At 31.6% G+C, this 20,487-nt stretch carries 19 protein-coding genes; 18 read left to right on the top strand and 1 reads right to left on the bottom strand.

Annotation, left to right across the window (positions count from 1 at the left end; genetic code table 11):
* Positions 1 to 3: 3 nt before the first annotated feature.
* From OLM53_RS05445 to OLM53_RS05400, 10 genes are all read left to right on the top strand, one after another.
* Positions 4 to 1,164: a glycosyltransferase family 4 protein gene (locus OLM53_RS05445; protein WP_264522033.1), complete on the top strand. Its 1,161-nt coding sequence runs from the start codon at positions 4 to 6 to the stop codon at positions 1,162 to 1,164.
* Positions 1,157 to 2,290 (top strand): hypothetical protein, encoded by a 1,134-nt coding sequence (locus OLM53_RS05440; RefSeq protein WP_264522032.1) that lies wholly within the window; start codon positions 1,157 to 1,159, stop codon positions 2,288 to 2,290. The genes OLM53_RS05445 and OLM53_RS05440 overlap by 8 nt, the downstream gene beginning before the upstream one ends.
* Position 2,291: 1 nt before the next feature.
* Positions 2,292 to 3,299: a sugar-transfer associated ATP-grasp domain-containing protein gene (locus OLM53_RS05435; RefSeq protein WP_264522031.1), complete on the top strand. Its 1,008-nt coding sequence runs from the start codon at positions 2,292 to 2,294 to the stop codon at positions 3,297 to 3,299.
* A gap of 1 nt (position 3,300) precedes the next feature.
* On the top strand, positions 3,301 to 3,906 hold the full coding sequence (locus OLM53_RS05430) for a sugar transferase (protein ID WP_264522030.1): 606 nt from the start codon (positions 3,301 to 3,303) through the stop codon (positions 3,904 to 3,906).
* Between the two features lie 6 nt (positions 3,907 to 3,912).
* Complete coding sequence (locus OLM53_RS05425; RefSeq protein ID WP_264522029.1) at positions 3,913 to 4,545, top strand: NeuD/PglB/VioB family sugar acetyltransferase; 633 nt, start codon at positions 3,913 to 3,915, stop codon at positions 4,543 to 4,545.
* Positions 4,542 to 5,102, top strand: coding sequence for a sugar transferase (locus OLM53_RS05420; RefSeq protein ID WP_264522028.1), 561 nt, complete (start codon positions 4,542 to 4,544; stop codon positions 5,100 to 5,102). Before OLM53_RS05425 ends, OLM53_RS05420 begins: the two co-directional genes overlap by 4 nt.
* Positions 5,103 to 5,107: 5 nt before the next feature.
* On the top strand, positions 5,108 to 6,253 hold the full coding sequence (locus OLM53_RS05415; RefSeq protein WP_264522027.1) for a DegT/DnrJ/EryC1/StrS family aminotransferase: 1,146 nt from the start codon (positions 5,108 to 5,110) through the stop codon (positions 6,251 to 6,253).
* Positions 6,254 to 6,268: 15 nt separating this feature from the next.
* Positions 6,269 to 8,218 (top strand): polysaccharide biosynthesis protein, encoded by a 1,950-nt coding sequence (locus OLM53_RS05410; RefSeq protein WP_264522026.1) that lies wholly within the window; start codon positions 6,269 to 6,271, stop codon positions 8,216 to 8,218.
* A gap of 118 nt (positions 8,219 to 8,336) precedes the next feature.
* Entirely contained in the window at positions 8,337 to 9,095 is a 759-nt protein-coding gene (locus tag OLM53_RS05405; RefSeq protein ID WP_264522025.1) for a polysaccharide biosynthesis/export family protein, read from the top strand.
* Between the two features lie 5 nt (positions 9,096 to 9,100).
* Positions 9,101 to 11,509, top strand: coding sequence for a GumC family protein (locus OLM53_RS05400; RefSeq protein WP_264522024.1), 2,409 nt, complete (start codon positions 9,101 to 9,103; stop codon positions 11,507 to 11,509).
* Positions 11,510 to 11,513: 4 nt separating this feature from the next.
* Here the strand turns inward: OLM53_RS05400 and OLM53_RS05395 are convergent, their stop codons facing one another.
* Positions 11,514 to 12,254, bottom strand: a complete 741-nt coding sequence (locus tag OLM53_RS05395) for a tyrosine-protein phosphatase (RefSeq protein ID WP_264522023.1) — start codon at positions 12,252 to 12,254, stop codon at positions 11,514 to 11,516.
* Between the two features lie 163 nt (positions 12,255 to 12,417).
* On the opposite strand from OLM53_RS05395, the gene OLM53_RS05390 reads away from it, so the two are divergent.
* Genes OLM53_RS05390 through OLM53_RS05355 form a run of 8 tightly spaced genes read left to right on the top strand, consistent with a single transcriptional unit; the run spans position 12,418 to position 20,465 of the window.
* The gene (locus tag OLM53_RS05390; protein ID WP_264522022.1) at positions 12,418 to 13,287 is read left to right on the top strand and encodes an ABC transporter permease; all 870 of its coding nucleotides are present in this window, start codon (positions 12,418 to 12,420) and stop codon (positions 13,285 to 13,287) included.
* Positions 13,287 to 14,540: an ABC transporter ATP-binding protein gene (locus tag OLM53_RS05385; protein ID WP_264522021.1), complete on the top strand. Its 1,254-nt coding sequence runs from the start codon at positions 13,287 to 13,289 to the stop codon at positions 14,538 to 14,540. The genes OLM53_RS05390 and OLM53_RS05385 overlap by 1 nt, the downstream gene beginning before the upstream one ends.
* Positions 14,528 to 15,808, top strand: a complete 1,281-nt coding sequence (locus OLM53_RS05380) for a glycosyltransferase (RefSeq protein WP_264522020.1) — start codon at positions 14,528 to 14,530, stop codon at positions 15,806 to 15,808. The genes OLM53_RS05385 and OLM53_RS05380 overlap by 13 nt, the downstream gene beginning before the upstream one ends.
* A complete protein-coding gene (locus OLM53_RS05375; protein WP_264522019.1) occupies positions 15,805 to 16,683 on the top strand; it encodes a formyltransferase family protein in 879 nt (292 codons plus the stop codon). Before OLM53_RS05380 ends, OLM53_RS05375 begins: the two co-directional genes overlap by 4 nt.
* Before the next feature lie 2 nt (positions 16,684 to 16,685).
* Complete coding sequence (rffA, locus tag OLM53_RS05370) at positions 16,686 to 17,810, top strand: dTDP-4-amino-4,6-dideoxygalactose transaminase (RefSeq protein WP_264522018.1); 1,125 nt, start codon at positions 16,686 to 16,688, stop codon at positions 17,808 to 17,810.
* On the top strand, positions 17,798 to 18,424 hold the full coding sequence (locus OLM53_RS05365; protein ID WP_319799860.1) for an acyltransferase: 627 nt from the start codon (positions 17,798 to 17,800) through the stop codon (positions 18,422 to 18,424). The genes rffA and OLM53_RS05365 overlap by 13 nt, the downstream gene beginning before the upstream one ends.
* A gap of 41 nt (positions 18,425 to 18,465) precedes the next feature.
* Positions 18,466 to 19,563, top strand: coding sequence for a glycoside hydrolase family 99-like domain-containing protein (locus OLM53_RS05360; RefSeq protein WP_264522017.1), 1,098 nt, complete (start codon positions 18,466 to 18,468; stop codon positions 19,561 to 19,563).
* On the top strand, positions 19,560 to 20,465 hold the full coding sequence (locus OLM53_RS05355; RefSeq protein ID WP_264522016.1) for a glycosyltransferase family 2 protein: 906 nt from the start codon (positions 19,560 to 19,562) through the stop codon (positions 20,463 to 20,465). The genes OLM53_RS05360 and OLM53_RS05355 overlap by 4 nt, the downstream gene beginning before the upstream one ends.
* The last annotated feature ends 22 nt before the right edge of the window (positions 20,466 to 20,487 follow it).

Genomic DNA, 20,487 nt, shown 5'->3' with positions numbered 1-20,487 from the left:
TTAATGGAAAAAATAAAAGATAGAAAGATAGTAGTCGTCAATCAGGCGTCTAATTATCTAACTGTTGGTTTTTGTAACGCTTTCGCAGATAGGTTTGAGAATGTTGCCTTGGTTACCGGAAGCATTCACATTCAGGGCGAAGAACTTTCTCCAAATGTTGAAGTCACGTACATCAACAAATGGGTAGAGCGTCCTGCCAGTAAAAAGTTCTTATCATACATCAAGGCGTGTTTCAAAATCTATTGGCTATTGATGACAAAATACAGAAATCACGAAGTGTTTTTTGTTTCGATTCCGCCTATGGGTTATTTGTTGAATCTTTTGGTTTCTAACCGATTTAGCATGGTGGTTTGGGATGTCTATCCCGATGTGTTCAAAATTACTGGAATGAAAGAAACGCATCCAGTTTATAGAATTTGGGCATTTCTAAACCGAAAATCTTTTAAAGATGCCTTCCGATTATTTACCATTGGAGATAAAATGGCGGAGCTTTTAGAAGTGTATGCTTCAAAATCCAAAATCATCATTCAACCAATTTGGTCTATTTTTCATGCGAATGAACGGGTTGCCAAAGAAGACAATCCATTTATAAAAGAACATAATTTACAAGACAAATTCATAATTCAATATTCCGGTAATATCGGTTTGACTCACAAAGTTGAGGTTGTGGTAGAACTGGCTGAACTTTTAAAAGATAATACAGAAATCATTTTCCAAATAATAGGACGTGGTCCACGAGTTCCGGCTTTGCAAAGAATGGTAGCAGAAAAGAATTTGCCGAATTGTACTTTTCTTCCGTTTCAATCGGATGAAATGTTTCCGTTTTCGTTATCCGCAGCCGATTTAGGGATTGTGATTCTGGATGAATTGACCTCCAAAGGAAGTGTTCCGAGTAAGTCATATAATTTAATGAGTTATGGAATTCCATCAGTATATATCGCAGGTGAGGATTCAGAATTGAATACGTATGCACACAAATACAAAGCCGCAGAATGTTTTGCCGAAAAGGATTTGCATTTGGCCAAAGACTTCATTCTCGACTTAAGCAAAGACAAACAAAAATGGAATGAAATGTCAGCCAATGCTATTGCCACAGCGAAACTTTTCAGACGCGATAATGCTGATAAATTTGTCGATTATTATTTGAATCCACTACATGATTAAAACTATACTTTCTACTATTATTTCGAATCTAAAAAATAGCATCGGTTGGAAAACCCATCGTAAAATTGTTGTTTTTTCAGTAGATGACTATGGTAATGTCCGATTAAATTCGGCGCAAGCCAGAAAAAACATGGATGCAGCCGGAATGAAAATCTACTCGCGTTTCGATGCTTTAGATACTTTGGAAACTACACAAGATTTGGAACAACTTTTTGAAACCTTGTCCTCTGTAAAAGATAAAAACGGAAGACATGCTGTTTTTACGCCATTTGCTTTGCCTTGTAATATTGATTTCGAAAAAATGGAAGCAGATGATTTTCACCATTTCTATTTTGAAACGCTTCCCAATACATATAAAAAACTTGCCCTTGAACAACCTGAATCCTACACCGGAACTTGGGATTTATGGAAAGAAGGAATCGCCAAAGGTTTTCTAAAACCACAATTTCACGGAAGAGAGCATTTGAATCTGACTGTTTTTAATGACAAATTGAAAAAGAGAGATTCACAGTTGTTGACAGCCTTAAAAAATAAATCTTACACCAGCATTTCAGATGATGACTATCCAACGATGTCGAGTACAGCCGAATTGGATTTTTGGGATGTGAACGAAAATGAAGCTTTAAAGCCAATTTTAAAAGAAGGTTTACAGCTTTTCGAAGAAGTTTACGGATATAAAAGCAATTATTTCACACCACCAGTTTTCAATATTCATCATTCATTGTTTCAAACGTTAAAAGACAACGGAATACAATTTTTAGACTTAGCTTTGCTTCGAAATGAGCACCAAGGTTTGAATGTTTATAAAAAATCATTCAATTACATTGGTAAGCAAACTAAAGAAGGCTTGACCATCATGGTTAGAAATGTGGTTTTTGAACCAACTGAAGATAGAGGAATGGATTGGGTAGATTATACGATAAAGCAAATTGAAACAGCTTTTCGTTGGAATAAACCTGCCATCATTAGTTCACATCGTGTGAATTTTTGTGGACATATTGACCCTCAAAACCGTGAAAAAGGTCTTGACAGTTTGAAACGACTATTGCAAGAAATTGTAAAAAAATGGCCAGATGTTGAGTTTATGGCAGCCGATGAATTAGCAACATATCTTAAAAATAAATAACATGTTTAAAAGGGTACTTTATTTAGGATATTATCTAAAAAAAATGGATTGGAAGAAGTTTCAACTTTTTCTGAATCACGCTTTGAAACTTTCTGGTAAAAGTAAAATCAGTCTTGTTTTGGATGCCGTTTCTAGTGTGTTTAAATACAATATTTCGCTTTTAGAATATTTTCAATTTCGATTTTTTGAACAAACGAATGAGCAGCGTAAAACTTGGGCGGGAACCGGATATATGTTCGAGTATCAACTGAAAATGAATCCGAAAAACTCTAGAGATATTCTGGATGATAAGACGAAATTTTATCGTTCCTATAAAGATTATTTTGTACATAATGTTGCCGATATAGCCGATTTGAAAGCGTATCCCGAATTGCTTAAAAAACTACTACAAACCCCTTCGGGTAAATTAGTTTTTAAGGTGGCTGATGGTAATTGTGGTATCGATGTTTTGATAAAAGACGCGAAGGAATTCGACGAAAAAAGTATCATCACTTTTATGGAAAATAGTCAGTTTGATTTGGTGGAAGAATTTATACAGCAACATTCGGTTCTCAATGCATTATCGCCATCAGCCGTAAATACCGTTCGGATTTTTACTCAGTTAGATGATAACAATGAAGTGGTTTTATTAGGCTGTAGACAAAGAATCTCTGTAAACTCCTCAGTAGATAATATGGCAGCGGGTAACATGGCCGCATCTATTGACGAAAACACCGGACAACTTTCGGGTCCCGGAATTTACAGTGATATCACAAAGCCACAAGAGAAAGTACATCCGATAACGGGCATCGAAATTATAGGTTTGCAGGTTCCGTTTTGGAAAGAAACTGTTGCTATGGTTAAGAAAGCAGCAAAAGAACATCCTGAAAATCGTTCGATAGGTTGGGATATTGTTATTACTGAGAATGGTCCCGGCTTTATTGAAGGTAATCATGATTGGTGTAAATTGTTATGGCAATTGCCTGCTCAACAAGGATTAAAATCGAAATTAGAACCTTTTCTGAAATAAGATGTATCGACTGTTTTTAAAACGATTTTTGGATATTTTGGTTGCTGCTATCGGATTGATTGTTGCTTCACCAATTCTGATTGTTGTTTTTTGTATTTTAGGATTTCAGAATAAAGGGTCGATTTTTTTCTTTCAGGAGCGTCCGGGTTTTAAGCAAAAAGCTTTTAAAATTGTAAAGCTCAAAACCATGACCGATGAAAAAGATGCTGACGGAAAGTTATTGCCCGACAATCAAAGAATAACTAAGGCCGGAAAAATAATCCGAAGATTATCTATTGATGAATTGCCACAGTTGGTAAACGTTCTCAAAGGAGATATGAGTTTAATTGGGCCACGACCCTTATTGTTTAAATACATTCCGTTGTACTCGGAAGAGCAATTACGCCGACACGATGTTCGTCCCGGAATCACAGGTTGGGCACAAGTCAACGGAAGAAATTCCATTAGCTGGAAACAGAAATTTGATTTTGATATTTATTATGTGGATCATTTGTCACTTGGGTTGGATATCAAAATTTTGTGGCTGACGTTTATAAAAGTAATTCGTACCGAAGGCGTAAATCAGTCGACAGATAGACCGATGCAACCCTTTAACGGAAATAATTAAGAAGATATGACGCAAAAACTACTTATAATTGGTGCCGGAAGTGTTGGTAAATTTGTTGCTTACAATATCAATCAGTTTAATCAATCTTTTGAAATTATTGGTTTTTTAGATGATGATGCTTCAAAACATAATACGATAATTGCCGGTGTTCCTGTATTAGGTGCGATTGATAAATTACAGGAGTTTTCAGGGAAAGATATGGCCATTGTTTGGGGAATTGCTTTTCCATCAATTAAGAAAAAATTATTTGATAACTATCAGAACCTATCTTTTAATTTTCCCAATTTTATTGCCAAAGATGCTTGGGTTTCAGAGGCAGTGACTTTTGGGAAAGGATGTATTATTTATCCGGGAACCACTATTAACTATGAAACCGTTATTGCTGATTTTGTTGTGATTAATATGAATTGTAGTTTGGGACATAATTGTTCGATACAATCGTTTTCATCCTTGGCACCTGGTGTAAATTTAGGTGGCAATACGGCAATAGGATGTTGTGTTGAAATGGGAATTGGTTCATCCACCGTTCAAGGAGTTATCATTGCTGATGATGCTACTGTTGGAGGACAAGCCATGGTGGTTGCTAATGTTTCTAATGCTGATGTTGTAGTTGGAGTTCCGGCTAAAAGTATCAAATGAAAGCCATCGTAAAGAGAGTTTTCGATTTCGTTGTTTCGTTCATTGCATTGATGATTTTTTTGCCATTTATTATAATTTCTTGGTTGATTTTGATAGTAGACACACAATCTGACGGATTGTTTTTCCAAAGAAGAGTAGGGCAATACGGTAAACTGTTTACCATTTATAAGTTAAAAACGATGCATCCGAAAACGGGAAATATTTCTAAAATCGGATTCTTTTTTAGAAAATATAAACTAGATGAGCTGCCACAGTTTTTGAATGTATTGATAGGCGAAATGAGCATAGTTGGGCCACGACCCGATATTGAAGGATACTATGATAAACTGGAAGGCGAAGAACGAAAAGTATTGGAATTAAAACCTGGAATTACCAGCGAAGCTTCGATAAAATATTACAATGAAGAACAAATTCTAGAGCAGCAAAAGGATGCTTTATATTACAATGACACGGTTATTTTTCCGGATAAAGTGAAGATGAATCTAGATTACTACCACAATCAGAATATCTTTTTAGACATAAAAATTATAATTAAAACCATTTTAAAAGGTAATTAATAAAAATGAATAATTCAAAAATTTGGCTGTCCTCTCCACATATGGGAGGTAATGAGCAACAATTTGTAAATGAAGCTTTTGATACCAATTGGGTAGCGCCATTAGGGCCTAATGTGACTGGTTTTGAACAAGATTTAGAACAGTTTTTAAATGATGAAGTATGTGTTGCCGCTTTAAGTTCAGGAACAGCTGCCATTCATTTGGGGTTAGTTTTATTGGGAGTTCAGGCTGGAGATGAAGTGATTTGTCAGAGCTTTACATTCTCCGCATCTTGTAATCCGATATTGTATTTGGGAGCCACCCCTGTTTTTGTTGATAGCGAGTCAGAAACATGGAATATGTGTCCGATTGCGCTTGAAGAAGCTATTGTTGACTGTATTTCAAAAGGAAAGAAACCTAAAGTTATTATTCCGGTTCATTTGTACGGCATGCCATTTAAAGCAGAGGAGATTAGAGCTGTTGCCGATAAATATGGAATCCCGATTTTGGAAGATAGCGCTGAAGCTTTGGGAAGTACTTATAAAGGCAGAAAATGTGGTACTTTCGGAGATATTGCAGCTCTATCATTTAACGGAAATAAAATCATTACTACTTCTGGAGGCGGAGCATTGGTCTCACATTCAAAGGAAGTTAAAGAAAAAGCAGTTTTCTTGGCAACTCAGGCCCGAGATAACGCGCCACATTATCAACACTCAGAAATTGGGTACAACTATAGATTGAGTAATGTTTGTGCTGGAATTGGAAGAGGACAGATGGAAGTCTTAAAAAAACATATTAATTTAAGACGACAAATGCATGAATTTTATCTTGATTTTTTCAAAGATATAAGTGAGGTGACTGTTTTTCAAGAGCCAAATTCAGATTTTTTTTCAAATCATTGGTTAAGCTGTATTGTAATTGATTCCAATACTTTAGGCAAAACAAGTACTGAGTTAAGATTGTTTTTGGAAAGAGAAAATATTGAATGCAGGCCTTTGTGGAAACCAATGCATTTGCAACCTATATTTGAAAAATATCCTTATTACGGGGGGAATGTTTCAGGGCACCTTTTTGAAAATGGATTGTGTTTACCATCGGGTTCTAATCTTACAGAATTCGATAAAAAAAGAATTTCTGATGTATTAAAAAGATTTTTTAGTATAAATTTGTAGAAATAGGGTTTCTAAATGCAAGAGTATTTATTTAATTTTTTGAGAAAAATCATCTCTACCAAAAGATTCCAAAACATTGGTTATTTACCAAGATGGATAATTTTTGCTATAGATGTTTTTATAGTTTCTTTGGCTTGTGTGATTACACAAATAATAATTCAGAGTTTAAATGTAAAGCTTTATCCAAATCTTAGTCTGTTTTTTCAATATGGTTTTGTAATTTTTATTAATGCCGTTTCGTTTATTTTCTTTAGAACCTACAGTGGTATAATAAGGCATTCTACTTTTATTGATGGCGTTAAGCTTTTAGTTGCTACAACTGCTTCTTATTTATCATTAATGGTTTTCAATTATACCTTACAAATTATTTTAAAAGAAAGGTTATTATTGTCAACAGGTTTATTTATTACTTATGTTATTTCATTTTTATTATTATTTCTCTTTAGAATTTTAGTAAAAAATATTTTTGAAACTTATCTTCAAGTTGCTGATTCCAATCAATTAATCAAAGCTTTAATTTATGGTGCTGATGCTAATGCTATATCAGTGGCTAATGCATTAAAAACAGAGAAACCTGCGCGATTTAATGTTGTTGGTTTTGTAAATAAGTTTGAACAGAATAAAACAAATAAAAGCATATTGAATTTACCAATAATCAATCAAAAAAAAGGAATACATGTGATTCTAAAATCAGTAAATGCTGAAGCTTTGATTATTGCTGAAAAAAGTTTGACTAAAGAGGAAACTAGAACATTGGTTGAAGAATGTTTAGAATATAATTTCAAAGTCTTTACAGTACCATTAATCACAGATTGGGAGGATCAAAATCAAATATCCAATCAATTAAAGAATTTTGCTATTGAAGATTTATTAGATAGAAAACCTATAGTTTTAGATAACGAAAAGATTTCAGCTCAAATTAAAGGAAAGACCGTTATGATTACCGGTGGAGCAGGATCTATTGGAAGTGAAATAGTTAGACAAGTACTAAATTTTAATCCATATAAAATAATTATTCTAGATCAAGCAGAGTCTCCTTTGCATAGTTTACAACTTGAAATTTTAGAAAATTCAAAAGACATAAAAATTAGAACTGTTTTGGCAGATATAAAAGACAATAATGTGCTTGAAATGGTTTTTGAAAAATACAAACCCGATTTTGTTTATCATGCAGCTGCTTACAAACATGTTCCATTGATGGAAGAAAATCCTTTACAGGCTATTTTAACCAACGTGCTTGGAACTAAAAACTTAGCTGATTTAGCTAAGAAATATATGGTTGAAAAATTTGTAATGATATCTACTGATAAAGCGGTGAATCCTAGTAGTGTTATGGGGGCAAGTAAACGTATTGCTGAAAAATACGTTCAATCTTTAAATTATCATCTAGTTAATTCAAACAAAAAAAATCCTACCAAGTTTATCACTACAAGATTTGGAAATGTTTTAGGTTCTAATGGTTCTATAGTTCCATTATTTACTAAACAAATTCAAGAAGGGGGACCAATTACAATAACGCATCCAGAGATTATAAGGTATTTTATGACGATACCTGAAGCTTGTCAATTAGTGCTTGAGGCCGGAGCTATGGGCAATGGAGGTGAGATTTATATTTTTGATATGGGGGAACCTGTAAAAATAATTGACTTAGCTAAAAAAATGATACGCTTGGCAGGCTTTATTCCGGATAAAGACATAAATATTAAGATAATAGGTTTAAGACCTGGTGAAAAATTATTTGAAGAATTATTAAATGACTCTTCAAAAACGTTGCCTACTCATAATACTAAAATTATGATTGCTCAAGAGAAATGGGATGATTTTGATGAGGTTAAAGAATCAATTACGGAATTAATAACAATAACAAAGAAATATTCAAGTTTAGAGGTAGTTGCTCAAATGAAGAAAATTATACCAGAATTTAAAAGTATGAATTCAGAATATCAAATCTTAGATGCAAATTAGTATTTGTTATTCATTTATTTTGATGAAAACTTCTTAATCATATTAAAAATATAAAATCTAATTGTAGATTTGCTTTTTTTAACTATCCACCAGAATTGAATTACTTAAAATTATTAGAATGATAAAAAAAATATTACTATTTGTATTAGCTTTAACTATCACATCTTGTGCCAGCAAAAAGGATGTTTTATATTACCAAGACATCAAAAATAGTGGACAAAGCACTATACAATTCATCCCAAATGAAGTCCAAATTAATGATATTTTATATATTAACATTTCTTCATTGATTTTAGAATCAGCAGAGCCTTTTAATGTAGATAAAAGATACACTAATCTATCAAACATTCAAACTTTGAAAGTTCAAGGATATCTAGTTTCAAAGGAGGGAGAAATTGTTTTTCCTATATTAGGTAATATCAAAGTTGCAGGGAAAAGTACAGAGGAGGTACAAAAAATCATCGCAGACATGTTAAGTAATAAAGGTTATCTAAAAGATCCTATAGTAAGTGTAAGAGTGATTAATTGCAAAGTAACTATTTTGGGAGAAGTTAAAGCACCTGGAACTTATAGTTTTGACGAACAAAACATTTCACTTAATCAAGCTATTGGATATGCAGGTGATTTAACTATTAATGGTATTAGAAAGGATGTTCTATTAATAAGAGAGAGCAATGGTACAAGAACTTATACTAAATTGGATTTAACTTCCTCAAGTTGGTTTAATAGTCCATATTACTATATAAAGCAAAATGATGTCATAATTGTAAATCCAAATGGAGCTAAAGTTATGAATTCAGGATATTTAAGTAATATTGGAAGTGTATTAGGAGTACTTACTTTTGCTGCTACAATGTATTTATTATTAAAAAAATAGTTTTAATGGAAAATTCCCAGCTTGATCTTCAAGAAAAGCATAATAATTTTGACTTTATAGAACAGTTTTTTCTCTATTTACGCTATTGGCATTATTTCTTAATTTCAGTAGTAGTTTGTTTTTTTGTTGTGAAATATTATTTAAACCACACGGTTTCAGTTTATGAATCAAGAGCAAAAGTTAAAATAATTGATGATTCTAAGAATAGTTTCATAATGCCTAATAGTCCAGTAGCTTTATTTGGAAAAAGTAAAGTGAATTTGGATAATGAAATTGAAGTTATAAAATCGTATCGAATTCTTGAGCAAGTTTGTAAAAGTTTAAATCTAAATAATCAATATTACAATGTTGGTTATTTGAATAATATTGAGATTTGGAAAAACAGACCTTTTACAATTGAATGGTTGGATAACTCTTCGAAAATGGATGAGAAATCTATTTCTTTTGAGATTGAAATAGCCAATGGAGGATATAGAATAGCTAATTCCTCATCGAGTACTTCTTCAAAAGTTTATCCTTTTAATTCTGTTCAATATGTCAATGGAGTTCCCTTCAGGTTATCACTTCAAGTTGGGACAAACTTAAAAGCATTAAACACAAGAAAGTTTTTGATTGTTCATGCCACAATTGAGTCAGTTGTCCTAGGCTTAGCTGGAAGTTTAAATATTTCAAATAGCAATAAAAATTCTGATATTCTAATACTATCTTTAGTTGGAGCCAATAGAGATAAGTCTGAAGTTATCCTAAACGAAATCATAAAACAATTTGATGCTGATGGTTTGAATGACAGAAGGTTAGTGTCTAAAAGAACCATTAATTTTGTTAATGAAAGATTTAAATCATTAGAAAAACAATTAGACTCTGTTGAAACAAATAAAGCTAATTTTAAACGTAATAATGAATTAACCTTTATAAATGAAGATGCCGTAAGCGCAACTTCAAACAAAATAATTGCTTCTAATGATGTCTTTCAAGTCGAAACTCAAATCGCACTGGCAAAAATTTTAGAGCAAACAGTAAAAGAAGATAAAAAATTAGGATTGTTACCAGCCAATTTAGGGCTAACTAATCAAGGAATAAATGAATTAATTTCCGAATTTAATGTAGCGGTTTTGCAACGTGAAAGACTGGCAGTAAGTGGTGGAGTAAATAATCCAAATATTCAACTTTTAAATGCTAAACTGGCAAATCTTAAGGATAATATTATAGGGTCTATTAAAGCTTACCAAAAAGAATTAGAGGTTTCTCTTTCTAAAAATGACTACATCAAAAAATCATCGATTGATAAATTTAGTGCTATCCCAAATGATGAAAAAGTATTGAGAAAAATTGAGCGTCAACAAAATATTAAAGAAACTTTATATCTTTTGCTTTTACAAAAAAGAGAAGAAGCTGCTATAAATTTAGCCATAACTTCTTCTTCTTTAAAAATTGTAGATTACGCCTTGACAAGTTCTAGCCCAGTAGCACCTAAAAAAGGAACCTATTATTTAGTATCAATTCTTATTGGATTGTTGATTCCATTTTTAATATTATATTTAGGGTTCTTACTTGATGATAAACTTCATACCAAAGAAGATATTTTAAAATTAACAAGAAATAAAATTATTCTTTCAGAAGTTCCACACATTAATACTAAGGATAAATTAACAGCACTGAATGACAGATCTATACTTGGTGAATCATTTAGAATATTAAGAACCAACTTAACGTATATTTTCCCTTTACAAAAGGAAAAAGTTGGTCAAACTATAATGATAACCTCTACTATAAAGGGAGAAGGTAAAACATTTACAGCTCTGAATTTGTCTATTTCATTTTCAATAATGAATAAAAAAGTGTTGTTAATTGGTGCAGATATGAGAAACCCTCAACTGCATAATTATTTAAACATTAAAAAGAATCAACACGGACTTCAAGATTACTTACATGACATTTCTGTTGATTGGCACAGTACTGTAAATAAAAATACTTTAGATAATATTAATTTAGATATTATTTTGTCAGGAACGATACCTCCAAATCCAGCAGAATTATTATCAAACGGAAGATTAGAAAAATTGATTGCAGAAGCTAAAAAAGAATACGATTTTGTCATTGTAGATACTCCACCAACATTATTGGTAACTGATACACTCGTTATTTCTCATTTAGTTGATACTACTTTATATGTTGTTAGAGCCGATTATACCCCTAAGAAAATATTAGAATTTTCTGTTAACTTAAGTGAGAAGGGAAAATTAAGAAATATGGCTTATGTTATAAATAATGTTGGAGCCAATTATAAAGGTTATTCTAGTTATGGTTATAATTATAAATATAACTACGCTTATGGATACGGTTATGGTTATGACTCAGATTTAGGAACAAAAAAATCGTTAGTTAAAAGATTTTTATCTTTCTTTAAAAAGTAAAAAACTAAAAGTCAAAAAGAGAATTATTTTGAAAAGCAGAAGTTAAGTATTCATAATTTTTCAAAATAATTCTTTTATGCATGTATTCCATGTGACGATTGTGATGAACATCTGAACCAATAAAATCGATTAAACCATTTTTCAATAATAAATCAGCTGCTTTAGATACTCTTTCACCATAATAGCCTGTTGTAGAAAGCATATTAAGTTGAAATAAACATCCAGCATTTTTAAGTTTTTTATATTCATCCAAGGAACTATGATAAAAATTATATCTTTCTGGATGGGCTAAAATTGGTCGATAGCCTGCTACCTGTAAATCGAATAAAATTTCAAATAATTGAATAGGCGGGTTTAAGTATGATATCTCAACTAAGACATAATTATCTTTTAGAGTTAGTAGTGATTTACTTTTGAATAAAGCAGTAAACTCTGAATCAATCATATATTCAGCTGCAGTTTTCATGCGATTATCAATATTTGGAATCTTTAATTCAGCAATAGTAGCCAATAATTTTTCGTTAATTTGATCATTGGTATTTTTCCAAACATCACCCATTACGTGAGGAGTTGTGATAAATTTTTTAAATCCAATTTCTTGCAAACCATTTATATAACTGGTAGTGTCCTCAATACAAGTAGACCCATCATCAATTCCAGGTAACAAATGAGAATGAATATCAATATAATTATCTGGAATTAAATCTTTTAAAAATGGTTTTTTATGTTTGAAGAAATGTAGCAAAATGATGTCTTTAGTTTACAAAATTAGTCAAATAAAAGTACTTTATCTAAATGTTAATAGTTTCTCCAATAAATCAATTCAATTCTTTTTCTGCACCTATTCAAATTTATATATTTGTAGCCAACCATAGTATGACAAATATTTTTAATTCCATAAAGCAGTAATGAAAGATAATGGACAATCTCAAAATTGGGATTTAATAATCAAAGGACATACTTCGCTTTTTGATTTAAAATTTAGAGACCTTTGGCATTATAGGGATTTATTGTTCCTTTTTGTTAAAAGAGACTTTGTTAGTTTCTATAAACAAACTATTCTTGGACCACTTTGGTTTTTCATTCAACCCATTTTTACTACTATTGTGTTTTCATTCGTATTCGGAAACTTAGCTGGTATTAGTACTGATGGAATCCCAAAATACCTTTTTTATCTAGCTGGAATTACTTCATGGAATTATTTCTCTGATTGTTTGACCAAAACTAGCACCGTTTTCAGAGATAATTCAAATATTTTCGGAAAAGTATACTTCCCAAGATTAATCATGCCACTAAGTATCGTTGTTAGTAATTTAGTCCGTTTTGGAGTTCAGTTACTTTTGATGATTTTCATGATGATTTATTTTTACTTTAAACCAATACCGGGAACGAGTTTTCATGTTACATCAGGAATATTTTTATTTCCTATTTTGGTGTTATTAATGGCATTATTGGGATTAGGACTTGGCTTGATTATTACTGCTATGACCACTAAATATCGTGATTTAACATTTTTAGTCACCTTTGGAGTTCAGTTGCTTATGTATGGAACCACCGTTATTTATCCGTTGAGTTATGCCAGAGAAAAAGGATATGGATGGATAGTTGAGTTGAACCCTATGACTAGAATTATAGAAGCTTTCCGATATGCCTTTTTAGGTAAAGGAGAGTTTACAGCCATGACTTTATTAAGTTCAGCATTAGTTACTTTTTTAATTTTAATTGTCGGTATCATTATTTTTAATAAAACCGAGAAAACCTTTGTTGATACCATCTAATGAGTAAGCCAATTATACATGTTGAAAATTTATCAAAAGCCTATCAGATTGGACAAATCGGAACAGGAACAATATCACGTGATATTGAGCGTTTTTGGTTAACTAAAGTACTTGGAAAAGAAGATCCTTTTCTTAAAATTGGAGAAACTAATGATAGAAGTAGTAAAGGAACTAGTGATATTGTTTGGTCTTTGAAAGATATCAACTTTGAAATTAATCAAGGTGATGCAGTGGGGATTATAGGAAAAAATGGGGCTGGAAAAAGTACATTACTCAAGTTATTATCAAGAGTTACTAGTCCAACTACTGGTGAAATTAAAATAAAAGGAAGAATTGCCAGTTTACTCGAAGTAGGTACTGGTTTTCATCCTGAATTATCAGGAAAAGAAAATATCTATTTGAATGGGGCAATACTTGGGATGCGAAAGAAAGAAATCACAAGAAAGCTCGAAGAAATAATTGATTTTTCTGGAGTTGAAAGATATATTGATACTCCAGTAAAAAGATACTCCTCTGGAATGTATGTTCGTTTAGCTTTTGCTGTGGCGGCTCATTTAGAGAGTGAAATTTTAATTGTTGATGAAGTATTAGCAGTTGGTGATGCCGAATTTCAAAAAAAATGCCTTGGCAAAATGGGAGATATCAGCAAAGGGCAGGGCAGAACCGTACTTTTTGTAAGTCATAATATGGCAGCTGTAAAAAGCTTTTGCTCCAAAGGAATGGTGCTTGAAAACGGAATAATAAAACATTCAGGCGATTTAGAAGATTCTTTAACCTACTATCTGAGAAATAATTCAATTGACGATGATTTATCAGAAATACAATTTGAAGAGGATAAAAACAAAAAATCACAAATTTTAGAAGTTAGTATCAAAGATTCTGAAGCTAATGCAGTAACAGAGTTTTTTACAGATCAAGAAATATTTATTCATCTAAAACTGAAAAATGATTTTCTAGAAGAAAATTTAAGATTGAATTTTTCATTACTGGATAAATTTGAAAATGTAATCTTTATTAAAAGAAGAGAAATAAATTTTGTTGGAATTAATACATGGATAATAAGAATTCCTAAAGATATTTTAATAGCCAACAATTATGTAATTGGACTTGCAATTGATGTTCCAAAGGTTAAGTTATTAGATTTTCCTGCCAAAAAATTGAATTTAAAAATAATAGATATCGGACAGGAGGAATTTAAAAAAGGAGATGTTGAAAACGGATTCTTTAAAATACCAATGGAATGGGAAAAGTAAAAAAAAACATTTTATTACTTTCAACAGGGGATGTTAATGGTGCTTATGAAGCAATATACAGACTAGCCAAATTATATAGTGAAGAAGGGCATCAGGTAGCCATGCTTGTAAAAAACAAAACAAAAAGCGACCCATTTATTATCAAGTACAAACCCATACTTAAAAACAAGTATATAAGCAGTCTCCAAAAAATAGTAAAAAGTCAGTTAAGAAAGTATAATAAAGTTGATCCTAATTATCATTTTATAAGTGATGACGAGCAAACTAAAAATATTGACCCTGCACATTTACTAAATCAAATTGGTTTTATTCCTGAAATTACTTTCGTTGGGATGACGGATAAGTTTATGAATTCAACGGATATAGTAAATATTCAGCAATTAACTAAATCAAAGGTTTATACGATTGCTGTAGATATGAACCATTTTACTGGAGGATGCCACTATGCATGGGATTGTAAGGGTTATGTTAGCGGATGTAGTACTAATTGTCCAGCCATACTTGATGCAAAAAACAAGGGCTTGGCTAAGCTAAATTTTGAAACTAAATTCCATAATGCTAAAAAAGGAAATTTTCAAATAATTTCTATGTCGGAATGGACTTTAAATCAAGCAAAAAATTCAAAAATATATAAAGATCAAATTGAGTTTAAGAATATTAATAGCATAATTGATGTTGATCAATTTAATCCGAATAAAAGGAATATTGCTAAACAAGTATTTGACTTTGACGAAGATAAATTTTACATCCTCTGTGGCTCTCAAAATTTGAAATCAAAAAGAAAAGGATTCCAGTATTTTATGGAAGCATTAAAAATATTGGAAAATAATTTAACTGAGGAGCAAAAGAATAAAATTGTAATCTTAAATGTTTCAAGAGAAACTCAGAGTGAATTATCGGATTTGACTTTTGAAATGAAAAACATTGATTATATCAATGATTACAGACTTTTATCTCTATTATATCAAGCAGTAGAAGTCTTTGTAAATCCATCCATTGAAGATTCTGGACCCATGATGGTTTCTGAAGCTTTAGCTTGTGGTACTCCGGTGGTTGGTTTTGATATGGGAATCGTTACTAATATGGTAATTGATAACTATAACGGGTATAGGGCATCACTAAAAGACAGCGAAGATTTGGCATTTGGAATTAAGAAAATTTTTGAGTTATCAAAATCAGAGTATCAATCCTATTCTAATAATAGCTATAAATCAGTTTCTGAAAATTCGTCTTTAAACTCTATTTTAAAATTAAATTTACTTCAATGATAGGTTTATTTTTAATGTCCGAGAAAGGATTTAATGTGGTAGAAAGTTTAATAGCCAATAAAAAGCTAAACTTAATTGACTTTATCTGCATAGGAACTGATAATAAAGTTAAAAATGACTTTTCAAATCAGATCAAAGAACTATGTGCAGCAAATGATATTGTTCATTTTTTTAGAAATGAAGAAAAAGATATTACCACTTTTAAAAGTCATTACTATATAGCCATATCATGGAAATGGATGTTAGATTTGCCTAATTTAATTGTAATTCATGATTCATTATTACCTAAATATCGAGGGTTTGCTCCTTTAGTGAATATGTTAATCAATGGCGAAAAAAAGATTGGTGTTTCGTCCATTTTTGCTTCTGAAAAATATGATATGGGGGAATTGATATTTCAAGAAGATGTTGAAATTCAATATCCAATAAAAATAAATGAAGCTATTAGCATTATTAGCAAACTATATGTTAGTGTAGTTTTAAAATTAACAACCGCTATTGAAACAGGAATTCCACTAATTTCATATAAACAAAATGAGAGTGAAGCAACTTATTCTTTGTGGTTGGATGATGAAGATTATTTTATAAATTGGAATTTATCCTCAGATAAAATAATTCGAAAAATTGATGCCTGTGGTTTTCCATTTACTGGTGCCAAATGTTTATTAGATAATGAAATAGTTATCATAGAAAATGCATTACTAGTGGAAGATGTTGTGATAGAAAATCGACAACCCGGAAAAGTAATTTTTATAGAAGACTCTTTACCAGTAATTGTCTGCGGAGAGGGATTGATTAAAATTTCAGATGCATTTTATGAGGATACTAAAAAAAGTATATTTCCTTTGACTAAATTTAAATTAAGATTTAAATAATTATGATTCCCTTTAATAAACCTTACCTATCAGGCAATGAAACATTGTATATTGAAGATGCCGTAAGAACTGGTAAAATATCAGGTAATGGTAAGTATACTAAACTGTGTCAGGATTTTTTTGAAAATAAATATGGTTTTAAAAAGTGTTTGCTAACCACTTCGTGTACAGATGCTCTTGAAATGTGTGCTATTTTAGCAGATATTAAGCAAGGTGATGAAGTAATTATTCCGAGTTATACGTTTGTTTCTACAGCATTGGCTTTTATCAGACAAGGAGCAAAAATTGTATTTGCCGATTCAGAAGCATCAAATCCAAACCTAGATGTTACCCAAATTGAAAAACTAATTACTTCCAAAACTAAAGCAATTGTTCCGGTACATTACGCTGGTGTAGCTTGTGATATGGATGCTATAATGACTTTAGCCAATAAATATAATTTACTGGTTATTGAAGATGCCGCTCAAGCTATTGATAGTTATTACATCAGTAGTAATGGCGAAAAAAAACCATTAGGAGGTATTGGTCATATGGCCGCATTTTCTTTTCATGAAACAAAAAATATCATTTCAGGGGAAGGCGGATTATTAGCCATAAACGATTCTAAATTTGTGCAAAGAGCAGAAGTTATTTGGGAAAAAGGAACTAATAGAGCGGAGTTTTTTAGAGGAGAAGTGAACAAATACGGTTGGATAGATATTGGGTCCTCTTTTTTGCCTTCAGAAATTATTGCGGCTTTTTTATGGGCTCAATTAGAAAACTTAAATGACATCCAAAATCGAAGAAAACTTTTGTGGAAAACTTATATGGATGCCTTTCAAAAGCTCAATAACAGTAGTATTCAATTACCAGTTTTTCCAGATTATGCAACCAATAATGCTCATATGTTTTATTTGGTTTTACCCGATTTAGCATCACGGTCTGATTTGATTACCCGTTTAAAAGAAAATGGATTTCATTCGGTTTTTCATTATATTTCATTGCATTCAAGCGATTATTATAAAGATAAACACGATGGCAGAATATTACCCAACACTGATAGATTTTCAGATTGTCTAGTAAGGCTTCCATTTTTTTATGAATTAGAAATTAATGATATAAATCGATTAGTTAAATGCTTAGAATAAATAAAATGGTAAAAAAAATCATCCTTTTTTTTATAAGGCCTTTAATTAGATTCATCAATTTCATTATACATGAAAAGGCTAAATATGAAAGAGACGAATTAAAGCAAAAGTTCAAAAAAGTGGGCGTTAAATTTACTATTGGGAAAGACAGTAGAGTATTTAATCCTAAGTATATAGAAATTGGAGATAATTTTATCGCTCTAGACAGATTCAGAATTGAAGCTTGGGACAAATATGAAAATGACACTTTCCAACCTAGTATAAAAATAGGGAACAACGTAATTTTTAATACAGATATTCATATTGGCTGTATCAATTCTGTTGAAATTGGAGATAATTGTCTATTTGCCAGTCGAATTTATATTACAGATCATCATCACGGCGATACTTCTGATGGCATGATTAAATTACAACCTTCCAAAAGACCACTAATAAGTAAAGGTAGTGTCAAAATCAAGAATAATGTTTGGGTTGGCGAAGGGGTTGTAATAATGCCAGGTGTCACTATCGGAGAAAACTGTATTATTGGTTCAAATGCCGTTGTCACAAAAGATATCCCAGATAATTCTGTTGCTGCCGGAATGCCAGCTAAAGTGATCAAGAATCTAAAGTAAATCATTCATTAAATAAAAATACAAATCATTATATCATTAAAATGAGTAAAGCTAGAGTAATCGCTTATTATTTGCCACAATTTCATCCCGTTGCTGAAAACGATGAGTGGTGGGGAAAAGGTTTTACAGAATGGACGAATGTTGGAAAAGCTAAACCCTTATTTAAAGGCCATGATCAACCAAAAGTCCCAGCTGATTTAGGATATTATGATTTGAGAATTCCAGAAGTTCGGGAACAGCAAGCCAAAATGGCTAAAGAATACGGCATTGATGGATTTTGTTATTGGCACTATTGGTTTGGTGACGGAAAACGATTACTCGAAATGCCCTTTCAAGAAGTTATGAAAACCAAAAGTCCAGATTTGGGATTTTGTCTGGCTTGGGTTAATATTAGATGGGGTGGAGTCGCTTATGGCGATTTGTATGAGAGAATCTTAATGGAACAAACTTATCCTGGAGAACAAGATTATATCAATCACTTTAACGAATTATTGCCAGCTTTTAAGGATGAACGTTATATGAGGATAGATAATAAACCTATCTTTGTTATATACAACCCAACGGGACTGCCAGACTCCAATCAATTTATAGACTTATGGAATAAATTGGCCAAAGAAAATGGTTTAGAGGGAATTTATTTTATTGCCTATCAGCATTTTGACTTTCCATATAAAGAAAAAGGATTTCAAGCGTTGACCCCGCCATCTCCAAGTCACCTTTTTATGAGGGTTAAATATGGCATATTGGATAAGCTTACCAAAAAGATTCTAGATAAAAAATGGAATCAGATTAAGTATAGTGCTTATAAAATCAAAAATATATACACTCACAAACAAATAGTGGCTGCAAGCAATTATTCAAATGTTCCTAAAGACATAAAATTCTTTCCCAGTTGTGTTCCCAATTGGGATCATACGCCAAGAAGTATTTACAAAGGGCAAGTTATAGTTGACAGTGAACCGGAATTGTTTTATGAAAATTTAATGAACTGTTATGAAAGAATCAAAAACTACAAAGACGAGGAGAAAATAATTTTCATTAAAGCATGGAACGAATGGGCAGAAGGAAATTACCTTGAGCCCGATTTAAAAACAGGATTTCAAAATTTGGAACAAATTAAAAAATTCCAGAATTCGTGAAGAGTGTTTATAAAATCTCAATATTAATTTCAACTAAAAATCGGTGTGATGAATTACTTTATTCACTCAACAAAATAAAGTATTTACTTGGACCCAATGTTGGATGTGTTGTTTTTGATGATGGTTCAAACGACGATACTTATAAGCAAATCGCGACTCTTTTTCCAGAAGTTGAACTAAAAAGGAATCCCATTTCCAAAGGATACATTTATTGCAGAAATAAAATGCTCAATGAAACGGATGCTGATTTTGCCATTTCTCTTGACGACGACGCTCATTTTTTAGTTGAAAATCCAATTGAAATTATAATCGATTATTTTGAAAAAAATCGAGATTGCGGATTGATAGCAGCTCGAATATTTTGGAGTAAACAATCGTTTCAAAATAGTACTACCAACGAAATTCCGCAACAAGTAAAAAGCTTTGTAGGCTGTGGTCACGTTTGGCGAATGACAGCTTGGCGAGGTATCCCCAATTATCCTGAATGGTTTGAGTTTTATGGGGAAGAAAATTTTGCCTCTTTTCAATTATTTAAGAAAAAATGGAAAGTGGATTATGTTCCAGAACTTTTTGTTCAGCATCGCGTTGATTTAAAAGAAAGAGCGAAATCGAAATCAGTATTTGCCTTTCGATACCGTAGAGCTATTCGTGCTGATTGGTATACTTATTTTTTGTTTTCCCCAATTTTAAAGATTCCCAAAAAAATGGCCTATTCTATTTGGATGCAATTCAAAACGAAGATTTTCAAAGGTGATTTCAAAGTAATTCAACCCTTGTTTTTAGCTATTTTAGATTTGATTATTGCCTTTCCAAAACTTATAAAACATCGAAATGCTTTAACATCTAAAGAATATCAAGCTTACTTGCAATTAAACGAAGCAAAAATATATTGGAAACTCTAAAAAAAGTTACTTTTACGACTTA

The organism is Flavobacterium sp. N1994, assembly GCF_025947145.1.
Lineage (GTDB): Bacteria > Bacteroidota > Bacteroidia > Flavobacteriales > Flavobacteriaceae > Flavobacterium.
Note: the sequence above shows the minus strand (reverse complement) of the source record. Positions and strands in the feature narration are given on the sequence as shown.